Source organism: Prosthecobacter sp. GW821-HT29F12 (genome assembly GCF_058803405.1).
The window spans coordinates 4,719,459-4,742,296 of record NZ_CM179517.1 but is presented as its reverse complement, the minus strand read 5'-3'; the positions used below and the strand labels follow the sequence as shown (position 1 = coordinate 4,742,296).

The 22,838-nt window shown below is 60.2% G+C and carries 17 protein-coding genes; 7 read left to right on the top strand and 10 right to left on the bottom strand.

All coding sequences use genetic code 11. The features are described from left to right. The first annotated feature begins 6 nt into the window (after nucleotides 1-6). From AC3RLQ_RS19455 to AC3RLQ_RS19440, 4 genes are all read left to right on the top strand, one after another. Nucleotides 7-765, top strand: a complete 759-nt coding sequence (locus AC3RLQ_RS19455; protein WP_493030305.1) for a LamG domain-containing protein — start codon at nucleotides 7-9, stop codon at nucleotides 763-765. A 16-nt stretch (nucleotides 766-781) separates the two neighbouring features. Beyond that, nucleotides 782-1,552 carry a ThuA domain-containing protein gene (locus tag AC3RLQ_RS19450; protein WP_493030304.1) on the top strand — a complete coding sequence of 257 codons (771 nt, stop codon included), beginning with the start codon at nucleotides 782-784 and terminating at the stop codon, nucleotides 1,550-1,552. Between the two features lie 121 nt (nucleotides 1,553-1,673). Further along, nucleotides 1,674-2,480: an SDR family NAD(P)-dependent oxidoreductase gene (locus AC3RLQ_RS19445; RefSeq protein ID WP_422319576.1), complete on the top strand. Its 807-nt coding sequence runs from the start codon at nucleotides 1,674-1,676 to the stop codon at nucleotides 2,478-2,480. Nucleotides 2,481-2,486: 6 nt separating this feature from the next. Continuing rightward, nucleotides 2,487-3,344 carry a fumarylacetoacetate hydrolase family protein gene (locus tag AC3RLQ_RS19440; RefSeq protein ID WP_493030303.1) on the top strand — a complete coding sequence of 286 codons (858 nt, stop codon included), beginning with the start codon at nucleotides 2,487-2,489 and terminating at the stop codon, nucleotides 3,342-3,344. A 99-nt stretch (nucleotides 3,345-3,443) separates the two neighbouring features. Here the strand turns inward: AC3RLQ_RS19440 and AC3RLQ_RS19435 are convergent, their stop codons facing one another. From AC3RLQ_RS19435 to AC3RLQ_RS19410, 6 genes are all read right to left on the bottom strand, one after another. After that, nucleotides 3,444-4,709: an SGNH/GDSL hydrolase family protein gene (locus AC3RLQ_RS19435; RefSeq protein ID WP_493030302.1), complete on the bottom strand. Its 1,266-nt coding sequence runs from the start codon at nucleotides 4,707-4,709 to the stop codon at nucleotides 3,444-3,446. A 151-nt stretch (nucleotides 4,710-4,860) separates the two neighbouring features. Beyond that, complete coding sequence (locus AC3RLQ_RS19430; RefSeq protein ID WP_493030301.1) at nucleotides 4,861-8,769, bottom strand: LamG-like jellyroll fold domain-containing protein; 3,909 nt, start codon at nucleotides 8,767-8,769, stop codon at nucleotides 4,861-4,863. 9 nt (nucleotides 8,770-8,778) lie between these two features. Beyond that, nucleotides 8,779-9,795: a DUF6807 domain-containing protein gene (locus tag AC3RLQ_RS19425; protein ID WP_493030300.1), complete on the bottom strand. Its 1,017-nt coding sequence runs from the start codon at nucleotides 9,793-9,795 to the stop codon at nucleotides 8,779-8,781. A gap of 22 nt (nucleotides 9,796-9,817) precedes the next feature. Beyond that, nucleotides 9,818-11,095, bottom strand: a complete 1,278-nt coding sequence (locus AC3RLQ_RS19420) for a metal-dependent hydrolase family protein (RefSeq protein WP_493030299.1) — start codon at nucleotides 11,093-11,095, stop codon at nucleotides 9,818-9,820. A gap of 12 nt (nucleotides 11,096-11,107) precedes the next feature. Further along, nucleotides 11,108-11,911, bottom strand: coding sequence for a helix-turn-helix domain-containing protein (locus AC3RLQ_RS19415; protein ID WP_493030298.1), 804 nt, complete (start codon nucleotides 11,909-11,911; stop codon nucleotides 11,108-11,110). An 86-nt stretch (nucleotides 11,912-11,997) separates the two neighbouring features. Beyond that, nucleotides 11,998-12,360: a hypothetical protein gene (locus AC3RLQ_RS19410; protein WP_493030297.1), complete on the bottom strand. Its 363-nt coding sequence runs from the start codon at nucleotides 12,358-12,360 to the stop codon at nucleotides 11,998-12,000. Nucleotides 12,361-12,608: 248 nt separating this feature from the next. Between AC3RLQ_RS19410 and rbp the strand changes: the two genes are divergently transcribed. Next, complete coding sequence (gene rbp, locus AC3RLQ_RS19405) at nucleotides 12,609-12,935, top strand: RNA-binding regulator (protein WP_493030296.1); 327 nt, start codon at nucleotides 12,609-12,611, stop codon at nucleotides 12,933-12,935. A gap of 37 nt (nucleotides 12,936-12,972) precedes the next feature. Here rbp and AC3RLQ_RS19400 read toward each other — a convergent pair whose 3' ends face one another. The 4 genes from AC3RLQ_RS19400 to AC3RLQ_RS19385 form a co-directional block, all read right to left on the bottom strand. Continuing rightward, complete coding sequence (locus AC3RLQ_RS19400) at nucleotides 12,973-15,507, bottom strand: tetratricopeptide repeat protein (protein ID WP_493030295.1); 2,535 nt, start codon at nucleotides 15,505-15,507, stop codon at nucleotides 12,973-12,975. Further along, nucleotides 15,458-15,901, bottom strand: coding sequence for an ExbD/TolR family protein (locus AC3RLQ_RS19395; protein ID WP_493030293.1), 444 nt, complete (start codon nucleotides 15,899-15,901; stop codon nucleotides 15,458-15,460). Before AC3RLQ_RS19395 ends, AC3RLQ_RS19400 begins: the two co-directional genes overlap by 50 nt. Nucleotides 15,902-15,922: 21 nt before the next feature. Beyond that, nucleotides 15,923-16,738: a MotA/TolQ/ExbB proton channel family protein gene (locus AC3RLQ_RS19390; RefSeq protein WP_493030291.1), complete on the bottom strand. Its 816-nt coding sequence runs from the start codon at nucleotides 16,736-16,738 to the stop codon at nucleotides 15,923-15,925. A 66-nt stretch (nucleotides 16,739-16,804) separates the two neighbouring features. Further along, nucleotides 16,805-18,247 (bottom strand): DUF1501 domain-containing protein, encoded by a 1,443-nt coding sequence (locus AC3RLQ_RS19385; RefSeq protein WP_422319600.1) that lies wholly within the window; start codon nucleotides 18,245-18,247, stop codon nucleotides 16,805-16,807. 126 nt (nucleotides 18,248-18,373) lie between these two features. On the opposite strand from AC3RLQ_RS19385, the gene AC3RLQ_RS19380 reads away from it, so the two are divergent. Both AC3RLQ_RS19380 and AC3RLQ_RS19375 read left to right on the top strand, forming a co-directional pair. After that, nucleotides 18,374-21,418 carry a DUF1592 domain-containing protein gene (locus AC3RLQ_RS19380; RefSeq protein ID WP_493030290.1) on the top strand — a complete coding sequence of 1,015 codons (3,045 nt, stop codon included), beginning with the start codon at nucleotides 18,374-18,376 and terminating at the stop codon, nucleotides 21,416-21,418. 18 nt (nucleotides 21,419-21,436) lie between these two features. After that, a complete protein-coding gene (locus AC3RLQ_RS19375; protein ID WP_493030289.1) occupies nucleotides 21,437-22,756 on the top strand; it encodes a DUF1552 domain-containing protein in 1,320 nt (439 codons plus the stop codon). Nucleotides 22,757-22,838 lie beyond the last annotated feature (82 nt).

The following is a 22,838-nucleotide window of genomic DNA, read 5'->3' as shown; positions in this document are numbered from 1 at the left end:
TCCCCAATGAAAACCATTCTCACTCTCTTGTTATGCGCCTGGACCAGCGGGGCCATGGCCGCTGATGAACTGCCAAAGACGCTCATGACCCAGCGCGGGAAACTGCTGGTCAGCGAAGACTTCGCGCCCCCGCTCGCGCCGGTCACGGGAAAGCCCGTGGGATTTGCCAGCGGGTTTACCGGCTGGCGCTACAATGCAGGGCCTGCGGGTGGAAAGTCCGGACAGTGGAAGCTGGCCGAGGGTTGCTTTACCGGCATTGAAAGTCCCGCCGCCAATCATCCCGCGACGGCATCCTTTGGTTTTCAATTCACCGACGCCATCATCCAATGCGAAGTGCGGCTGAACGATGTGCCTGATGAGGGACGCAAGTATCGCTCATTGTTTGTGAAGGCGACGGATGTGAAGGATTATGTGATCGCGCTCAGCATCGGCCCGGGCGGCTTGTTTTTAACGCCCTATGATGCCGACCGCATTAATCCCGCCACCAAGCAGCGGGAGAAGGGGACGACGAGCCGCGTCCTGACTCCGGTCAAACTCAACGAATGGCATACGGTGGTGCTGGAGATCAAAGGCGACGAGGTCGTGGGCACGCTCGATGGCAAGAGCACCACCCTGAGCAACCCACTCATCAGCGTGGCCAAGCACAGCATCATGCTGGGAGCTGGCACCGAGGCCAGCTTCCGCCATCTGCGCGTGTGGGAGGCTCTGCCAAAACCAGACTGGGCGGCGGCCAAGGCGGCACTGCAAGCAGCACCGAAACCCTGATCAAACTTTCAATCCTATGAACCTATCCTTTGTTTTTCGCATAGTGCTCTTCGTTGCAGCCGTCCTCGGATGGCAGCTGCAAGCGGCGGAGCCACCGCACATCGTCATCATGATTGGCGAGGATGAATATCACACTTGGGAAACCTTGCCGGAGTTCGCAGCCAAAGAATTGAAGGCAGCTCCTTATCGCATTACCATCATTCAGGCGGACGCGGCGGACAAAAATCAGTTCCCGGGATTCGTGGAGGCCATGCGTGATGCAGATCTTCTCTTCATCAGTGTACGGCGCCGCACTCCGCCGATGGAGGTCATCAATGCCGTGCGCGCGCATCTTGCCGCCGGCAAGCCGCTGGTGGGAATCCGCACGGCCAGCCATTGCTTTGCCCTGCGTCCCAAGGAACCCGAGCCCAAAGCGGGACTGGCGATTTGGCAGGACTTTGACCCGCAGGTGCTGGGAGGCAACTACACCGGCCACTATGGCAAAGACGCCGCCACGATCACCCTGGTGCCGGGTGCGGAGGCACATCCCATCCTGCGTGGCGTCACCGTGGCTGAACTCGTCGGACACGGCGGTCTGTACAAAAACACACCACTGCAGGCCGGAACCACGCCGCTTTTGATGGGGACGCTGGCAGGAACCGCAACGGAGCCCGTCGCATGGACTCATGCCTACGGCGAAAAGAAGTCCCGCATCTTTTACACCTCGTTGGGGCATTGGGATGACTTCAAGCTGCCCGCCTTCCGGCGCTTTTTGCTCAACGGCATCGCCTGGGCATTGGAGAAGTAAGGCGCCTTTCTCATCTCACGCGCCCATCCGTCCAACGACGAAACCTAAAATGGCAGTGTTGCAGCCTTGAGCATCGCCAATGGCTCGCCATAGAAAGCGGTTCACCAAAACCACCCCGAATATGCGACTTCAAGACCAGGTCATCCTCATCACCGGCAGCACCACCGGCATCGGCGAATTCATGGCGCGGCGCTTTGTCGCCGAAGGCGCCAAAGTCATCCTCCACGGCCGTGACGCGGCACGTGGCGAGGCCTTGTGCCAGGAACTCGGCAAGGACAAAGCAGCCTTCTGCCAAGGAGACCTGGCGGATGCCGCGTATCCGGCCAAGCTGGCTGCCGACGCGATCGCTGCCTTCGGCAAGGTGGATGCGCTGGTGAACAACGCGGCGCTGACCAATCGCGCACGCATCGCTGAGACGGATGCCGCCATGTTTGACCGCATCATCGCCGTGAATGCGCGTGCGCCGATGCTCCTGATCCGTGCCTTGCTGCCTGAATTGAAAAAGAACCGGGGTGTCGTGCTGAACATCGGCTCGGTGCTCGCCCACTGCGGTCAGGCGAATCTGCTGGCCTACTCGATGTCCAAGGGCGCGCTGATGACGATGACGCGCAATCTGGCCGACGCACTTGGCACGGACCGTGTGCGTGTGAACCAGCTCAATGTGGGCTGGACGCTGACGGAAAACGAATACCAGGTGAAACTCGGCGATGGACTCGGCGAAGGCTGGCCTGATCGCCTCCCTGCCTACGCCGTGCCCATGGGCCGCCTGCTCATGCCGGAAGACATCGCTGCGGCGGCCGTTTACTGGGTCGGTCGCGAAAGCTTCCCCGTCACCGGCACCGTGGCCGAACTCGAGCAGTATCCGCTCATCGGCCGCTACACGAATCACGAAGGCGACCCCCTCAAACAACAAGATCACACCAACTAAACCACTATGAAACTGATCCGCTTCGGCAACCCAGGAGAAGAGAAACCCGGCCTTCAACTCGAAGACGGCCGCCGCATTGATGCGAGCGCCTTTGGCAGCGACTACGATGAAAAATTCTTCGGGGGCGATGGGCTGGAACGTCTCGCCGCCTGGGCCAAGGCCAATGCAGCCACTGCCCCGACTGTGAGTGCTGACACGCGCCTGGGTCCATGCATCGCACGTCCGAGCAAGATCATCTGCATCGGTCTGAACTACAGCGACCACGCCAAGGAAAGCGGCATGCCGATTCCGGCTGAGCCCATCGTGTTTTTCAAAGCCACCAGCGCCATCGTTGGCCCGAACGACAATGTGGTCATCCCGCGCAATTCGAAGAAGACCGACTGGGAAGTTGAGCTCGCTTTCGTCATCGGCAAAAAAGCCAGCTACGTCTCCGAAGAAAACGCCATGAGCCATGTGGCCGGCTACTGCGTGCACAATGACTACAGCGAGCGCGAATGGCAGCTGGAGCGCGGCGGTCAGTGGGTCAAAGGCAAGAGCTGCGACACCTTCGCGCCTATCGGGCCTTTCCTTGCCACCAGCGATGAAATTCCTGATCCACAGAATTTGAAGCTCTGGCTCAAGCTGAACGGCAAGACCATCCAGAACAGCAGCACCGCGCAGATGATCTTCGGCGTGAAGACGCTGGTGAGCTACCTGAGCCAGTTCATGAGCCTGCTGCCCGGAGACATCATCACCACCGGCACGCCTCCCGGAGTCGGCCTCGGCTTCAAGCCTGAGCCTCTCTTTATGAAGCCCGGCGATGTCATCGAACTCGGAGTCGAAGGACTCGGCGAGCAGGGGCAGACAGCAGTCGCGGCTGCATGAGTCGGAGGTCAGGCATCCTGCCTGACGATGGTTTGAGGCTTCCAGCCTATGTCAGAAGATCGAAGGCGGGACGCCTCGATCCGCTGACAGGCCGGAGGCCTATCCTCCAGGCGTGACCTTCAGCCGCACAAAACCTTTTCCAACCGTATTCACGCTGACGGTAATGGTGCCGTCTGGGTTCGTCGTCGTTTGTGCCGTTCCGATGTCGTTCCAGTTGAGCAAATCGGCCGATGACTGCGCCTGGATGGTCCCCCACTCCGTGAAGACGGCGCGCGGCCGATAAGTCATCGTCAGCGCGCCATTCTGCACTACGGGTCTGGGCAAGCTGGAGACATCGGTGAGGCCTTCCAGTGCAAACTCAAGTCCGTTGGGAATGCCGTTGTGATTTGAGTCGTCGGTGAAGCTGCCGCTTTGTCCTTGCGATGCGAGCCACTCGGTGAGGGGGATGTTGGGATCAAGGCCGAGGACGGTGGAGATGATATAGTCGTCAGTCAGCGGCGTGATCGCGGTGGACGGATACCTGGCGTTGAAGGCGTCGACGACCATCTGCGCGATCTTGGCGTGGGCGCAGGTGTTGGGGTGGAAGCCGTCTCCAGAGAAAGTGTAGCGAGTGCGAGCATCGGCGTCTGCCATGCGATAGAATTCGATGCCCTTGATGCGGAAGGGCTGGGTGATGAGCGCCTTGGTGAAGTCATAGACGCCGGGGACGAAGCCGATGTTTTGCGATTGCGCATATGCGGCGAGGGTTGCGTTCAAAGCATCCATGGCGGCGGTGACGCGAGCTGTCTTGACGGGGTCGGTGGGATAGCCTGCTTGAATCTTCGGCGTGCAGCCCACGTGTGGCACGCTGACCAGCACGATGGGAATGGTGGCATTCACCTTGCGCACGTAGTCAAGGATCCATTGCAGATTGCCAAGGGTGGTGTTGGTGACCGAGGCGTCCACCACACCGTTGTAGAGATCGGCGTAGTAGCTGTCGGCATCGTTGCCGCCGGCGAAGATGACGACGCGTTGCACGTCGGTGCGAAGCTGGCTTTTGAGCGTGTTCGTCCACCAGAAGTTGTAAATGCTGCTGAGCTGGTCGCGGATGTCGGTGGTTGTGGCACCCGGGAAAGCCCAGTTGAAGCGGTGACCGGTGAGGCGGGGGTCGGAATAGGCGCTCCAGGTGCCAGTGTCGAACCAATCGGTGCGGTGCTGATGCAGAATCTCGATCCAGTTCCGCGCCTGCCAGGAAGCCGGGTTGTTGGGAAAGAGGGCGGGGAATTCGGCTTCGTATTCCTTGGTCAGACTGTCGCCGATGACCAGACACTGCTCCGCCCTGAGCGTGAGGCCCATGAGGAGGAAGAGGAACAGACAACGCAGCATCTACCTGTCTGACGTGCAAAGGGCAAAAAAGTTCACTGTTAAATGAAGTTCATCGGCTTTGAGTTCAATGAACTAGCTTCATTAAAAAATAGGCCAATGTGAGCCACGTGGAATGCATGACTTCCGTGCTAAGCTGGAGGCTTGTACTGGTTCACTCCACCTTCAGCACCCCATTCATCACCATCCAGTGGCCGGGGAAGGTACAGAGGTAGGGGTAGTCGCCTTTCTCTTTCGGGGCGGTGATGTGAATGGTGAAGCTGGATTGCGGATTCGTCATGTCCGTGTAGGCGAGCACATCATCGGAATCCGGCACGTAATGTTTGGCCAGCCCCTGCGGATCGGTGATCATGAGATTGGCGAGATTGCCGATCTTTTGCAGCGTGCCCGGTTTGGCGAGCATCCAGTTGTGCGGCACCACGTCGGGGTTCTTGAAAACGATGGTGAGCTTTTCACCAGTTTTGGCGGTGAGCTGCTTCTGCACGTATTGCAGGCCCAGGGCGGCTTCGATGACGAGTTCTCGGCCGCCTTCGCCTTTGGCCCATGGGTTGGGCTTGGCTGACTTCGGTGCTTCGAGGCCGATTTGCGCGGCGTGATTCGTCTTCGCGATTTTGGCGTAGCCGGGGAACTCGGTGAAGGGTTCGGCCAAAGCGTGTGCGGTGAGGAAGATGTCGTGGCCAGTGCTCACATGGAGATGAATCTGGCTCGCGGTGACGATCTGCGGGATTTCGAGGAAGAGGGTCTTGCCGCCGTCCAGCTTCTGCACGCTGCGCACTTCCAGCGGATCGTGGCCAGGTGTATCAGCATACTTCACAGAATACTCGGGAGAGCCATACTGCGGCCCGTAGCGGTAGTTCCAGCACTGCGCAAAGCAGGTGGCGGGATCGGCATCCTTCACGGGCTGATTGAAGCGGAGCAGCACACCATTGTCGCGGGCTTCGAAGCCGATGGGCACCGGCTTCTCGCCACCAGTGAAACGCACGCGCTGGAAGCAGCCGTCCTTCGGCGTGTAGCTCCCCCAGCCCTGCATGCCGTTCACATAGAGATGGCCGTCATTGGGATTGAAGCGCGCGCACTGCGGGCCGGAGTCGAAATTGCCGCTGATCTTTACGGCTGCTGCCTGCCAGCGGCCTTTGACGTTCTGCCGCATGACGAGCCACGCGCTACCACCGCCGGAAGAGAGGTGAACGAGGTTTCCATCGCCTTTGAGAGCTGCCCATTTCTCGCCCGTGATGAAAGCCTGACTGCTCGCGCTGTTGTCCTCGCCACGTGGCATGTACATCAGCACCGGTTCGGGAGGCTGGCCGTTTTTCGGACCACCTGCGCCGAAGTGCGTGCCGAGATTGTGATCCAGCTCGATCTGGAAGATGGAGGAAGCCGGTGTCCAGTCGCCCTCCTGCCCGCTGGTGGTGAGGAAGCGACCATCCGGCGAGATGCCGAGACCATCCGGATTGCGGAAGCCGGTGCCGAGCACTTCGAGTTTGTCGCGACCCGTGATGCGGCACACACCCTGGTTGCCGGAGGCGAAATACCAGCGGCCCTCTTTGTCGGTTTCCAGTCCGACGATGAAATCATGGCCACCAGGAGAGGTCTGCATCGCATTCGTCACGCACTCGTAGAAGTCCGCTTCGTCATCACCATTGAGATCATGCAGGCAGGTGATTTGATCACGACCGAGGACGTAGAGCTTGTCCTTCACGATCTTCATCCCCAGCGGTTGGTTCAATCCAGTGGCGAAGCGTTTCCAGCGTACTGTTTCGAGCTTCTCGTCGATGCCTTTCACCAGCCACACTTCGCCGGTCATGGTGGCAATCGCCGCGGTGCCATCGCTGAAGAAATCATGCGCGGTGATGAAGAATAGCGTGCCGTAGGGATTGTCGAAGGGCAGTTCGATGGTGTCGGTAGCGAATGGCTGCTGGGTGCCGAGCTTGCCTTTGGTTTCGATCCACTGCGGCCATTGAGAGGTAAAATCCTTTGCCTGCCGGACTTCCTGGCCAAGTACATTCCAGAACGATTCACCGACCTTGAAGATGACGGCCTTGCCCTGCCGGTAGAACCCATCATATTGCCCCTGGATCTTGGTGGATGGCTTTGAAGCCACCTTCCCATCCATTGCGGCTCCGCCCATGAAGCCGTGGCGTGCATCGTTGAGCTTGATGAAGCCGCCGGTCCAGGTGACCGGGAACGAAAGTGTTTCAGGATTGAAGACATAAGAGGTGTCTCCGGCTCGTACGCACACGGCTTTTGGAATGGTGAGGCCCGCACCTTTGAAGACGCAACTGAACACGCTGCCATGATCGCTCGCGGCAAAACGGCCATCCTTCCAAGTCACCTGATCGTTTTGGTTGCCCCAGTGGCCCTGCTGGCCGCCATCGAGGCCGGGGAACTGCGGGATCAGTTCGGGCAGCGGCTTCTGCTTCATGAACTGCAGTGCCTGCTTGCCGTAGAAGTCGAAGACTCGCTCGCGATTCACGAATTCCTGCCAGTGGACGTTGTCCTCGGTATGGAGCGGTTTGAGGTCGGGTTTGAAGGCGGCGGGCGGCGGAGCCTTGGGCGGCATGAGGGCGTCGAGATGATCGAAGTCCCAGATGCCGATGGTGTTGTCCATGCGCAGGCGCGGAGCGGTGCCCTTGCGCGGCTTCATCACGCCGCGTGCGATGCGCACATCGTCAATAATCCCGTCACAGCCGATGCTGCCATCCACAAGGCTGCCGAAAGCAATGCCTCCCGCTTTGGGCGTGCCCTTCATCGGTTGCACCGGTTTTTCAAAGACCTGTTTGCCATCAATCCAAAGCACGACGCTCTTTTCGTCGATGCTGGCAAGAAAGTCGTGCCACTTGCCGTCGCAGACATTCACCTGCGAATCGAAGTCACCACCACGGCCGGGCATGAAGAGCGCGAGCGTGCCGCGTTTCGCATGCGTGTAGAGCTCCCAATGCGTGGCGGATGATTTGGCGTCGGAGGCGATGAGGATGTTGTAGTGATCTTTGCCAGTCAGCATGGCGCGGCACTCGATGGTGAGCGGCAGCGCGCGGAAGGGCTCGTTGTCCTGCTCAAAGTAGCTGCCCTTCAGCGCCTCGCCGAATTCCTTGTTCAAAGAGGGCACGCCCTCGCCGGTCATGGCGGGTTTGGTGATGAAGCTGGTGGCTGCAGGCTTGTCGCTCCAGGTGCGATACTTTGGCTTCGGTCCGGGAGGATTGTCATCAAGCTGTGGCACGAGCCAGGCAAGGCCATCGAGGTTGTCGAGCAGGCGGCCTTCAGCGTCTTCATTCGTGTGGTTCAGGATGCCGATGGGGCCGCTGTAACCGCTCGCACGCACAATGCGCAGCATCTTCACATCTTCGGTGCCCACACCGAGCGGGAGGATCTTGCGACCCTTGGCCTCACCATCGATGTCCATGCCGTTGAGATTGAAGCAAAGCAGATGCGGCAGCATGCGCGGCAGCACTTTGGCGAGGCGGTCCAGATGACCATGGCCATGATGCAGATTGTAAACGATGCCCACGTTCTTAATGCCTTTGGCCTTCAGCGCTTCCACGATGGCAATGGCGTTTTCCGGCTCACCATACCAGGCACCGTGATTGTAAAGCGCCACCTGGCAGCCCAGCGGTGCCGCGGCTTCGCAGATTGGCTGCAGGCGTGCCACCTCCTTCGCCACACGCGCTTGTTGATCCGCTTCATCTTTGACTTGGATTGCACCGCCGTTGCCATTCACCCAGATCTGTGGATGCACACCGTGACGTTTGAAAAGCTCCAACGTCTGCTTCGCCTCATCGTTGAGTGAGGTGGGGAACCACCAGCCCATGAGTTCGATGTGGTGCTTTTTGAGCGCGTTCAGCTCGTCGTCCCACTGCGGGATGTGCTCCTTGCGGTAGTCATAGACGAATTTCTTCACGCCCATTTTCTCCAGCATCGCCGCGCGCTCTTCCGGGCCGCGTTTGCCCGCATCAAATGGCACGATGCACCACGCGGCGAGGTTGGATTTGTCGAAGAGCCCCTCGGCTGCCTGGGATTGACCGAGGGCAGAGGTGATAAATGCGAAAGCGAGGAGTCGGGAGAGCATGGGGAATGTTTACTTAGTGTTGGAATAGGCGGCCCACTGGGCCTCGATCCACTTCGCATCAGGCGCGCCGTCGAAAACGAGGATGCGGTATTTGGAGACGTAGGGTTTGCCTGGCTCGATGGACCAGTCGCCATCCTGCGATGGGGCGATGCAGAGCTGCGGGTTCTTGGGATTCAGGCGCAGGGGCTGCGGGAAGCGGAAGTTTGAGGGATGAATCAAGATCACCATGCCAGTCGGGGCGCCATCGACCTGACCGCCGATGTGGACCCACTTGCCCTTGGTGGAGTCCCCTTTGAGTCGGTCATGGCCTTCGCTGGTGAGCATCGTGACGGCATCGACCGGATTCCAGGCGAGGTTGCCGCGCACGCCGAGACCACCGTAGTGATACTTCGGCAGCTTCAGCGGTTGGTTGCTCGCACAAGTTTGCATGCTGGTGAGGTCGATGATGTTGGCGGGCTTGCCATCGAGTTCCTTTTGCGCCACCGCGACCTCCCAGGTCTCATTGAGAACTCTCTGATCGGGCGTGCGACTGTGATCAAGAAACAGATGCTGGCTGATGAAGCCGCCGCCGTCAGCCCCGCCCCAGCTCTTGTCCAGTTTGTCGAAACGCACCTCGGCGAGGATCTGGTCCCCGCTCTTGTCTTTGCCGTCGCCTTTGCCCTGGTTCCAGAAATCGGGGTGTTGTACATGAGGCGTCAGACCTTGGGTGCCAACGGAACGTGTGTCTTGCGCATCGCCGAACTCCGTCTTCGTCCACGCCATCCAGATCCCGCGATGCCAGCGGTGATCCTCGGGATGATTGCCCGTGACGAGCTTGCCGCTGGGCGAATAGACCGGATGCAGATGCGCGCCGTGTTTGAAGACGGCGGACACACCCTCGGGCACCTCGCCTGCCTCCATCTGGTAATCACAGATCGTCTTCCCACCGCTGCTGAAGTGCAGGACGGAGCCGAGCTTTTCCACCTGGATATCGGCGGAGAAAGAATGGGTGGCCAGAAGGGCGGCGAGGAGAAGGGTTGGCTTCATGACGATGGAACGAAACGGTGCATCAGAAACTCGCAGGCTTTACAAGCGTTCCTGCTTTCACCACGCCGCCCTGCATGACGGCGAGAAGGTTGTCACGGTTTTCGAGAATGGAGATGTCTTTGAGCACGTCTCCTTTCACCACGAGGACATCGCCCAGCTTGCCTGCTTCGAGGGTGCCGATCTCCTTCTCACGTCCCATCATCTTCGCGCCGCCGAGCGTGGCGCATTTGATCGTGTCTAGCGCGGAGAAGCCCACGTAATTCACAAAGAAAGTCAGCTCTTGGGCGTAGGTGCCGTGCGGCGTCCAGGCAAAGCCGTAGTCGCCGCCGAGGCCCATGGTGCCACCGGCCTTGAGGACTTTGCGGCAGCTTTCAGCGCCGGCTTCGAGAGTCTCTTGATGACCGTCGAGCACCCGCTGGGACAGACCGAACTCCTTGCCACGCTGCACGCTGAAGAGCTCAAAGCCGAGGCCGGGGCACATCGGCACGTTGCGCTTGAGCAGCAGTTCCAGGCATTCGTCATCCATAAAGGTGCCGTGCTCGATGGCATCATATCCAGCCTTGAGCGCATTGCGGATGCCCTCGGTGGCACGGCAGTGGCCGGTGACTTTGAGGCCATGATTGTGCGCCGTAGCCACGACGGCGTGCATTTCATCAAAGGTCATGCACAGCGTGTGGTGGTCATTGATGTCAGGAGACGCTGCATCTCCCGTGGGATAGGTCTTCACCCACTCGATGCCGTCTTTGACGAGTTTGCGCACGGCAGTGCGCGCCTGCTCAGGGCCGTTCACGATGAAGACGATGCCTTCCATTCCGATGCGGCGGTAGTCGGGATTCCAGTCCATCAAGCCGCCAGCCCCGCAGATTTCGCGGCCGCTGGTGCTGAGGCGCGGGCCGGGAATCATGTCCTCTTCGATGGCCTTGTTCATCCACACGTCGATGTTGTGCAGGCAGCCACCGCTGCGTGCTGCCGTGTAGCCGCATTCCAGCGCGGTCTTCGCATTCACGGCGGACTGCAGCGTGACGTATTCCACAGGGAACTTGATGTCGAGGTCCTGCAGCTCGGACACATTGAAGTAGGTCAGATGAATGTGCGCCTCAATGAGCCCCGGCATGATCGTGCCGCCGCCTGCATCAATGACGCGTGCCTCAGGCGGAGCCGGAGGGGCATCTGCAGCAGGACCCGCGTAGCTGATCATTCCATCAGTGATGATGACAGCGGCATTTGGAACGGCTGGTCTGCCCGTGCCATCGACGAGCTGGCCGTTGTTGACGACGGTGATGCCTGGTTGGAGCTTCATGGTGCGGAGATGCTATCGCTTCGTCCGGCGCTGGGATAGAACAGAAACGGCAGGGCGTGGAATATTCGCGGCAGCGTATTTGTCGCGATACGCACCCGGTGTGAGGCCTGTGACACGACGAAACTCGCGGGTGAGGTGGCTTTGATCCGCGAAGCCGCAGCGCAGGCTCACCGCCGCTATGGACTCACGCGTATCCACGAGCAGGCGGCAGGCCGTCTGGATGCGCAGTCGCTTCAGATACTGCTGTGGTGGCAGGCCATACTCACGCACAAAGCTGCGCTCAAAGGCGCGTGCCGACATGCCAACCGCGCGCGCCATGTCGGTATTCGTCACAGATTCACCGAGGCGGCGCGTCATGAGGGCGATGACAACGCCGAGGCGGATGTCGCTGCGCTGATCAATTTGCGCGGCATCCAGCGCACGCGTGATGCCTGCGGTGCCGACGATGCGGCCCCGGGCATTGCACACGGGGCGCTTGGTGGTGAAGCACCATGCCGCTGTGTGGTCAAAGCGGCCGACGAGTTCCAGCCGGCCCTGCACTGTCTGCCCGGCCAGCACCGCTTCATCGCCTGCCCGGAAATGCGCCGCGAGGTGCGCAGGCGAGAGATCATCATCCGTTTTGCCGAGCACTTCATCCAGCTGGTGCATGCCATAGTTCAGCAGGAAGGTGTGGTTCACCCAGAGATAGCGGCGTTTCGCATCCTTGATCCATGCCTGCACGTCCGGCAGCACGTCGAAAAGATCGCGCAGTGCATCAATGGCAGATGTGGCGGCAGCTTTGGCTTTCACAGATTGGGAGACTAAGGGGAACGGCATTCGAAGACACGCTGAATCATGCATGCATGAAAAAAGCGGAGCCGCATGCCGCAGCTCCGCTTGTGGGGTGAAATGAAAGCTCCCGATTACTGGCGCACTTCCTTGATGTGCTTGTCAGGCGCTGCGTCGAAGGCGGCCTTGCTCGCGGCATCTGCAAAAGCGACCTGGCGTGTGTAGGTCACGGTGATGGACGGATCGGATTTCTTTTTGCTCAGCGGGCACTGGCCGGCGGTGGCAGCGAGGATGTTGTTGAGGTAGCCCTTGGGAGCGGCGGTGAACTGGGCTTTGCAGCGGTTGCAGCAGACGGCCACGGTCTTCGAGTAGTTGCTGGTGATGGCCGGGCTGGCAGGCTTGCCGGAAATGGGGCAAACAGTGTTCAGCGGCTCGGCGGCAGAGGAAACGCCAGCCAGCAGGCTGAGAGAGGCGACGAGGGTGAGGATGTATTTCATGGTGCGCGTGTTGATATGGGACGTGGAACTCGGATACGAATTCATGGATTCTCCGCAACTGAAACTTTCCCCTCCTCTGGACCGCGGGGCACATCTGGCGGTGCAGGGACGGTTTGACACCCCTCCGCCCAGCGCGTACCTTCCCAACCGTGTGCGTCCCTCGATGGACGCAGACACGGAAAATCGGGTTCACGCCATGACCTGTTCTCTGACACGTGCTCCATGGCTCGTTTTCAATACCTGATGCGATGAACCTCTATGTGAGCAATCTTCCCTACACCCTGACGGATGAGGATCTGCAAAGCGAGTTTGCCCCCTTCGGCAATGTCTCCAGCGCCCGTCTCGTCAAAGATCGCGAGACCGGCCGCTCACGCGGTTTTGGATTCGTGGAGATGCCGGTGGAAACCGAAGCGCTCACGGCGATCAATGCGCTGAATGGCAAGGATGTCGGTGGACGCCCCCTGCGCGTGATCGAGGCACGGCCGAAGGAGGAGCGCCCGCCGCGAAACTTTGGCGGCGGAGACGGCGGTAAACGCGGTCAGGGTGAAAGCTGGGATCGCAACAAGCGGTCTTGATCACCAAGACCGCTCGCGTCACAAGTTCCCCGGCTCCTTACTTCGGCTGATACTTCGGATAACGCTGCTGAAGCTGTTGCAGCATCTGCTTGGCTTTGGCCGAGTCTCCGGCTTTCTCCAAGACCTTGGCGGCTTTGTAGAGAGCGCTGGGAGTGACATCCGGATCGTCAAAGAACTGGCTGGGGACGGCATACTTGGCAGCACCGTCCTTCCATTTGCCCACAGCGGCATCCTTCTGGCCTTCCGCAGCGAGCTTGTCGCCCTGCGCCGCGTAGATGTCGCCTTCAAGGATGAGGAGTTCGGCCTGAAGCCTGCCGTCTTTGACAACTTGAAGCGCTTCCTGAGCCACCTTGTCAGCCTCATCAAACTGTCCTTTGCCGAGCAGGGCGCGGCCTTTGGTCAGCAGCGCACGTGAGCGCGTGGCGCTGTCGGGTTCTGATTTGAGGAAGTTGTCCGTGGCCTGAATGCTGGCGTCGTACTGCTGGTTGTTCAACTGCGCCATGCCGAGGTAGTTCCACACGACGGGTTCGGTGTTTTCCGGGTTCTGCGGCGTGACGGCAAGTTCGAGGAAGCGGGCGGCGCGTTTGAAATCGTCGCTGCTGTAGAGCTTGAGACCGAGCCATTTCAAAATGTTCGGAGGCACCAGACCTTCGGGCTTGGACTGCAGGTAGCTGTCGATGGTCTTGGCCAGATTGTCAGCATTCTGGCGGGCGTAATCGCAGAGAATGATCAGCTGGCTGGACTTTTCGAGGTAGCCCTTGCTGTCGAGTTCAATGGAGCGGCGCAGGGCAGGGACGGCCTTGTCGTAGATCTTCTGGTCAAAGTTGCCCCGGCCGATGCCATAGTAGGCCTGTGCGGCGGCGGTGGTGGTGGGGAATTTTTTCAGCAATGTTTCAAAGGCGGTGATCATGGCCTTCGGATCCTTCTGCTCCATCGCGATGAATCCAAGCTGCAGCCAGGAAAGTTCGCAGGCGTCGGATTTGGGGAATTCCTTGGTGACGAATTCAAAGTCAGCCTTGGCCTTCGGCAGATCGCGGGCATCACGGTTCGCGAGGCCACGGCGGGCGTAGGCCTTGGGGAGGAATTCGTGTCCGGGATTTTCGTTGATGAAACGGGTGAAGGTGCCGACGGCTTCCTGATGGCGTCCGGCCTCACCCTGGGCCCAGCCCATGTTGAAGAGCGTGCCCGGGCGCAGCTTTTCGGGCAGTTTGTCGAGGCTGACATCATTGTAGCTCAGCGCCGCCTGCTGGTAGTCGCCTTTGTTGAAGTAAAAATCAGCGCGGATCAGGCGTGCCAGCGAAAGGTATTCATGATTTGGGTGCTTCGGCGCCTGACGTGTGATGAAGGCGGTGGCGAACTCGCCAAGGTCTTTGTCATTCAGCAGGTAGAAGCAGTACAGCTTCCAGTATCCCGCACTGAAGGCCTCTTCGGTGTCGGGATGGTACTGCTCGATGAGCAGGTAAACTTCGACGGCGCGGGCGTAGCTCTTCCGCATGCGGTAGGCGTGGCCGACGAGCAGCAGCATCTTCGCACGTGAGTCTCCCTGCGGCAGGATCTCGGAGTTCTTGTTGTAGTAGTCGATGACCCCGTCGTAATCGCCCTTGGCAAACAGCGCCTGAATGATGCCCACGAGGGAGATGGCCCGGTTTTGCTCGGTCGTCTCCGGCATGCGCAGCGCCTTTTCAAACATCGCGATGGACTCCTCCGGCTTCTGAAGCTCGGCATAGAGCACCGCCGCACGAATGCTGGCCTCGGCGATGATGGTACGGTCGGCGCTGGTCTTGACGAGTTCGTCAAAAATAGGCAGTGCCTCGGCCTTTTTGTCCTGACCGAGGTAGATGCTGCCGAGCGTGAGCAGCGAAGTTTCGCGGTAAGGATTTTCCGTTTTCACCGCGATCACACTGCTCAAGGCGGCGGCCTGCTTGGCCTTGTCCCCGAGCATTTCATAGGCGCGGCCTTTGTTGTAGGCGGCGGCCAGCCGGACGGCGGCGCTCTTGGTTTTGGTTTCGGAAAAGCCGAAAAACTTGGCCGAGTCGGCAAACTTGGAATCGTTGAACATCATCGCCCCGAGGCGATAGGCGCAGGAGGGGGCTCCCTCGCTGTCCGGATAGCGGTTCACGACTTCCTCGTAATAGCCCGCGGCCTGCTTGAGCTGGTTCTGCTTCATGTAGCACTCACCAATGCGATAGAGCGCGTCCGGCACCTGCCTGCCGCTGGGGTACTGCTGCAGGTACTTCGCATACGACTGCGCGGCCATGCCCCACTCCTGGCGGTCATAGGCCAGCGTGGCAAAGTCGAACATGTCATCATCAGGCCCCTTGGTCCTCGGCGGCGCATCCGGCACGGGCTGTGCCTTCGGCGGGCTCACAGGAATGGCCTTTGGCACATCATCTTCCACCGGCAGGGCACGCGGCGGGGCGGGCTGCTGGGCCATGGACGAAAACGCCACCAGGCAGAAAAGCGCTGGAATGAAACGGGGCGCATGACTGCGCGAGGCGGTTGGGAACTTCGCGGCGGTCATCTCACTTGGGCGTGGCAGCAGGTTGGTCGGCTTCAGGTTTGCGCGTGGCAAAGGCGATGTTCCAGATGCCAGCCTTCTGGCAGGTGTCCAGCACTCGGATCACGTTCTGGTAGGGGGTGCCTTCATCACCCCGCAGGATCACCGCCTGGTCTTTGTAGAGGGCGACGATGTTCTTCAGCTTCACCAGCAGCTCGTCGGTGTTGAACTTCTGGCCGTTGACGAGGATCTCGCCATCCTTTTTGATGTTGATGATGATCTCGCCCACGTTGCGGGTTTCCTTCTCCTTGCCCTCGTCGGCCGCAGGCACGCTGACGTCCATGACCTGCTCCTCCTTGGCATACTGGAAGGTCACGGCAAAGAAAATGACGAGCAGGAACAGCACGTCCACCAGCGGCGCGAGCTGCATGGGCGAGGGTTCGATGGAATGCTGTTTGCGGAAGTTCATCGCGGGTGGTGATCTGCCTGTTTACTGACCGGCCACGGCGCGTGCGGCACGCTTGTACTGCACTGCCAGCAGAGCCATCAGATGGGTCGTCGCAGCTTCCATTTCGGAGATCAGGCGGTTCACCTTGCCACGGAAGATGGCGTAGAACATCAGGGATGGAATGCCGATGACGAGGCCCGAGGCCGTGCAGAGCAGCGCTTCGGACACCCCTTGGGCGAGTCCCAGCTGGTTCGAGCCGCCCACGCCCTTGCCGGAGATTTCATGGAAAGTCGTGATCATGCCCAGCGTCGTGCCGAGCAGACCAAGCATGGGAGCGATGGCTCCGACGTCCCCCAGATAGGCGATGCGGGCCAGCAGCAGGCTGGACTGGCGGTTGCCCTCGGCCTCGGTGACTTCCTTGACCTCTTCAAAGCTCGCGGTCGGATTGCGCGTGGCGAAATCAAGGGTCTTTGAGGTGATGCGGGCGATGCACTCGTTGCGGCGGTTGCACACCGCCAGCAGCCCGAGGTAGTCCTGCTTGCGGATCAGGGCGTCCGCCGAATTCATAAACGCATCGCTGACCACGGTGCCTTGACGCACGGTGAAGGCGAACAGCACGATCATGAAAAACGCGATCATGGAGAGAATGATCAGCGGGTAGGCCATGACGCCGGTGCGCTTCACAAAGCCTTGAAAGGTCAGCACATCCCCATAGGGATTGTCTTCGGCGGGAGCATGCGTGACCACGGCGGCACCTGGAACAGCGGCGGGCGCAGGCTGCTGGGCCTGGGCTTTGAGGGTCATCGTGAAGACGAGTGCCACCAGCACAGCCAGGGCGAAGAAGATTTTTCGATGCATGAGGCGGCGACTGTAAACGTGTGCGCCAGCCTTGCAAGGGGCCGGTGGCTGGCTTTCCCGGTCCCGTCAGGCCAGCAATTCCCGCACCACCTTGCACTCGTTCACACCCGTGAGGCGGAAATCGAGTCCGGCGTATTTGTACGTGAACTTTTCGTGATCGAAGCCCAGGATGTTCAAAATCGTGGCGTGCAGGTCATGCACATGCACCGGATTTTCGGTCGCTTGGAAGCCAAATTCATCGGTGGAGCCATGCGTGTACCCGCCGCGTACGCCCCCGCCCGCCAGCCACATGGTGAATCCGTAGTGGTTGTGGTCGCGGCCGTGCTGCTTGCCGGCATTGGCGCCGGGCGTCGGCAGTTCCACCGCCGGCGTGCGGCCAAATTCGCCGCCCCACATCATCAGGGTGTCATCCCAGAGTCCGCGCTGCTTGAGGTCGCTCATGAACGCGGCAATCGCCCCGTCCGTCTGCTGACCGAGCTTCCGGTGCTCAAGGATTTCGTCGTGATTGTCCCACGGCTGGCCCGCGCCGGTCCAGAGCTGGATGAAACGTACCCCGCGCTCCAGCAAACGCCGCGCGATCAGGCACTGGCGGCCGAAAGCGTGGTCGCCGTACATCTTCCGCATCGACTCCGGCTCCTTCATGATGTCGAAGGCGTCCGTGGCCTCCATCTGCATGCGGTAGGCCAGTTCGTAGCTCTGCACGCGGGCTTCCAGCTGCTGGTCACGGTCCTGCTGCACCAGATTGCGCTGGTTCAATTCCTGCAGCAGGTCCAGCTGACGGCGCTGCTGTTTCAGATCGAGCGAGCCGTTCTTGATGAATTCCACGAGCTTTTCCACCCGGGTGTCCTCAGTATTAATGTAGGCACCCTGATAGGCGCTCGGCAGGAAGGCCGACTGCCAGTTCTTCGTGCGCCGTGTCGGCATGCCGCCGGGGCACATGGCGATGTAGCCGGGCAGGTTGTGGTTTTCACTGCCCAGACCGTAGGTCACCCAGGAGCCCATCGTCGGCCGGTTCAGCCGGCCTTCACCGCTGTTCATCAGGCCAAGGGAGGGCTCATGGTTCGGCACGTCGGCGTGCATCGAGCGGATCACGCACATGTCATCCGCAAAGGCACCGGTCTTTTCAAAGACCTCGCTGACTTCGAGCCCGCACTCACCGCGTTTGGTGAATTTGAAGGGGGATTTGAAACCTGCGCCGGTCGGGCGCTCGGTCTTGAGCACGTTCGGCAGCGGCTTGCCGTCATACTTGTCCAGCATCGGCTTCGGGTCGAAGGTATCCACGTGGGAAGGCCCGCCGTTCATGAAGAAATGCACCACGCGCTTGGCCTTCGGCTCAAAGTGCGGCCGTTTCACCGCCATCGGGTCCATCGTGGCTGCGGAAGCCTGCGAAGTGAACAAGGATCCGGCCGCCATCGTGCCAAAGCCCATGCCCACGCGTTGCAGCAGTTCGCGGCGCGTCAAAAACGCATGCTCCAGATTCGGGGCATGATGGGAAAAGGAGGAACTCATGGGGGTATGAATGATACGTCTCAGCCAGCAGATGCTTTCGCATGATTCCTAGCACAAGAAAGCGCAAAAAAGGAGCGGAAGCTGCTGATTAAATGCCGTCCTTTGTCCGTATCATTTGTACCCCCAATGTCTCTGAATACACGCCATTTTACTTTGGCCGCCTTTGTCGTCGGCTCGTTCTCACTTTCCGCTGCTCCCGCTTGGAAGGACGCGGAGGTCGTTTTGAAGGCCAAATGCTACGAGTGCCACAACCCTAAAAAGACCAAAGGCGACGTCGATTTGCAGCAGTTTGCGGCGGATCCACAGCTCACCAAGCATTTTGAAGTGTGGCTGAAGGTCAAGGACACCATCGAGAACGGCGACATGCCGCCGCCAAAGGCACACCAGATGAGCGATCAGGAGCACACCGCGCTCCTCGGCTGGGTGAATGGCGAACTCGACGCCCTCGCCGCCGCGCAGTCCGGCGATCCCGGCCCTGTGACCATGCGCCGGCTCACCAATGCCGAGTACGACTACACCATTCGCGATCTCACCCGTCACGACTACGGCTTTGCCAAAGAATTTCAAACTGACGGCGGCGGCGGGGAAGGTTTCAGCAACACGGGCGATGTGCTCTTCATGAGCCCGGCGGCGCTGGACAAATACTTCGGGGCCGCACGCAAGGTGGCTGATCACGCCACGATCATGCCGGGCACGGGCATCGTTTTCAATCCACAGCGCATCGGCCTGCGCGGGCCTGAGCAGGTCAAAGCCCAGGCGCAGCAGGCTCTATACGTCTGGTACCAGCAGAAGTCGGCGCCTCATCTGCCCCAGGATGGCGAGGACATGCGTGAGGCGGACTACATGGTCGCCTGCTGGAAGCACAAGCATTTCCAGACGCCTCTCGAACAGCTCGCCAAAGAGACCGGCTTGAAGCTGCCCTTCCTGCAGAACTGGAACAATCTCGTGAACGCCACCGAGCCGAAGTCGCGCTTCCTCGATCTCACCCGCGTTGCCTGGCGTGAACTGCCCGGCCCGGATGCCACGAAGCCCGGCCAGGTGCCGCAGGCGGTGACAGACGGTGCCAAGGCGATCCAGACGCAGTTGCTCTCCTGGAACAATCCGAAAAAGGCCGGAAGCGGCGTGCAGCGCCAGCAGCAGGACGCCGATGGCATCCGTCCTTACCAGATGAACATCGAGGTGAAAGGCAAAAAGCAGGCCTTCCTTTGCATCGGCGATGACGGCGACGGCAACAAAGGCGACATCGCGCTCATCACCAAGCTCGATGTGAAAACCACCAAGGGCCCCCTGATCTACTTGGACTGGCTCAACAAGCAGCTTGCCGAAGACAACAAAGCCCTCGGCGCGACTCCCCCTCCTGCCAATGCAGAGGCTCTAAAGCAGCGCATCGCCGAACTCGAACGCGTGAAGAGCGCCTTCGGCAAACATCCGCAGGGCCGCAAGATCGAGCCCGGGGTGCTCGCCATCGCCGCACCGCTTGTGGTCAATCTGCCGCTGCCGGAAAACGTCACCTGGATCCACGCCGAGGCCCGCCTTGACCTCGAAAATCCCGACATCAATGACGGCACCACTCAATGGGCGCTCACAGCGGACAAGCCGCGGGATGTCACCAAGATCATGCCGGGCATTCTCACCGTCTGGAAAACGCAGACCGATGCGGCTCGCAACACCATGAGGGATTTTGGTGTCATGAAGCAGGCCTTCCCGGACATGTTCGAGCGCCGCCTCGAAGAAGTCGCCAGCAATCTCTACCGCCGCAAGCCCGGCATCACCGTCTATTACTTCAGCGACGATCAGCTCGGGCAGCTTCTCGGCCCCAAGGACCGCGACTATCTCGCGGCCATGAAGAAGGACTTTGGCTACACTGCCCAGCCAAATCTCAATCCGCAGCAGCAGAAGGAGTATGATGGAGCCATGCTCGGGCATCTGCATCAATTTGCCGGCCGCGCCTGGCGCCGTCCGCTTGCCAGCGAAGAAATCCAGAAGCTCGACGCGCTCTACTTTGAAGGCCGCAAGAAGGAGCTCGACCGCGAATCCGCCGCCCGCGAGGTCGTCGTGCGCGTGCTGGTCTCCCCCTATTTTCTCTTCAAGGCCGAGACGCTGCCCATGGCCAACGCCGCTCCCGGTGATGTGAAGCTGAACGCCCATGAGCTCGCCTCCCGCCTCAGCTATTTCCTCTGGGCCTCTCAGCCCGACTGGGAACTGCGCAAGACCGCAGACGATGGCAGCCTCTTGAAGCCTGAAGTCCTCGCCGCAGAGACAAAGCGAATGCTGCGTGATCCGAAAGCGACCGCCCTCGCCAAGGAATTCGCGGGGCAGTGGCTGAAGTTCAACGGCTTCGATGAGAAGAGCACCGTCGATGAGAAAAAGTATCCCGAGTTCACCACCGAACTCCGCAACGACATGCAGCGCGAGACCATCGAGTTCTTCGCTCACTTGGTGCGTGATGACCGCAGCGTCGGAGACATCATCGGTGGCGACTACTCTTTCCTCAACGAGCGCCTCGCCAAATTTTACGGTGTTCCCGGCGTCACCGGTGGTGAGTTTCGCGAAGTCAAAGTCGGCCAGCAGCATCGCGGCGGCCTGCTCGGCATGGGAGCCATTTTGACCAAGACCTCGCGCCCAAATCGCACCAGCCCCGTCGTCCGCGGCGACTACCTCTATCAGGTTGTGCTCGGGTTCAGTTCACCTCCGCCGCCGCCGAACGTGCCGAAGCTTCCCGACAGCGCCGTGAAACCCGCCTCCTTGCGTGAAGCCCTCATGATCCATCGCACCGATGCCGCCTGCGCCGTCTGCCATGAGCGCATCGATCCCCTCGGCTTCGCCCTCGAAAGCTTCGACCCCATCGGCCGCTTCCGTGTCGCTGATGAAACCGGCGGCAAGATCGACGACACCGGCGAGCTCAAAGACGGCACCAAATTCCAAGGTCTCGCCGGACTGCGCGACTACCTCAAAAAGAACGAAACCAATTTCACCGCTCAGTTCTGCCGCAAGCTCCTCGGCTACGCTCTGGGCCGTCAGACGATGCCCAGCGACAAAGCGCTGCTCCGGCAGATGCAGGCTGCGCTCAAGCAGAACAACGGCAAATTCTCAGCCGCCGTGCTTGATGTCGTCAACAGCCGCCAGTTCCTCAACCGTCGCAGCGAACCCGCCGTGGCCGCCAATCAATAAACAAACCGCCTTACCCCTATGAACCTTTCCCGTCGCAAATTTCTCCGTGGCACCGGTGTCGCCCTTGGGCTGCCGTGGTTTGAATCGATCAGTTCCTTCGGAGCCGAAGCGGTCAAAAACAACACCGCACCACGCCGTCTCGCCGTGTGCTTCACTGGCAACGGCGTCAATCCGCATCACTGGGGCGCCACGCAGGGCCCTGCTGGCATGGAGTTCATGAAGTCGCTCTCGCCGCTGGAGCCTTTGAAGAAACACATCAGCGTCTTCAAGGGCCTGTGGAATCCGACCACCGTGGAAGGTGAAGGCGGTCATTATCCGAAGATGAACGTGCTCTGCGGCCTCAAGGTGAAGAAAACCACCACGGACGTCGAAGTCGGCACCACGATGGACCAGCTTGTCGCGGCACAAACGGGCAAGTTCACGCCCATGCCAAGCGTCGTCCTCGGCACCGAGCGCCCCAGCTACAGCACGGATTCCGGCTTCACCTCCATCTACTCCGCCTACATTTCCTGGAGCACGCCCACTACGCCTGCGCCGAAGGAAATCTTCCCGCAGCAGGCATTCGATCAGCTCTTTGACGACGGCAGCAAGCGCAAGCGCGACAAGAGCATCCTCGACCTCGTGCTCGAAGACGCGGGTGCGCTGAAGCCCAAGCTCAGCCAGCGCGACAAACAGAAGCTCGACGAATACCTCACCTCCGTGCGTGAGATCGAGCAGCGCGTGGAGCTGGCGGAAAAAATCAGCCAGGCAGAAACCAAAGGCACCGGCTGGCAGCCCACCGTGAAGGTGCCCACCATGCAGCGCCCCGGCGCCGGCATCCCCACCAGCGCGGAAGATCATCTGCGCCTCATGTTCGACATCATGCTCCTCGCCTTCCAGATGGACCGCACCCGCGTGGCCACGTTCATGATGAACAATGATCTCTCCAACATGCGCTTCCCCAGTCTGGAAGGCATCAGCGGCGGTATTCATGAGCTTTCACATCACGCGAACGACGAGCATCGGTTGGACATGTACCAGCGCGTGAACCAGCACCAGGTGAAGCTCTGGGGCGAGTTCCTCGGCAAGATGCAGGCCACCAATGAAGGCGAGCGCACCCTGCTGGAAAACAGCATGATCATGCTCACCAGCAGCCTCTTTGATGGCAACGCCCACGATTCCCGCCAGCTCCCCGTCGTCCTCGCCGGCGGCGGTGGCGGCACCATCCAAGGCGGCCGCCTCCACGATCACAGCGCCGACCCGAACCGCAAACTCTGCCGCCTCCACATCGCCCTCATGGACCGCATGGGCCTCCACGTTGCCCATTTCGGTGATGCTGAGAACGCCTTGGCGATTTAGCTGCTGGGCAGCAAAGAATTCAAACAGGTCGAGATCGTCTGGCTGAGGCGGATCCCGCCACATTTCATTATAGTATTTTTAT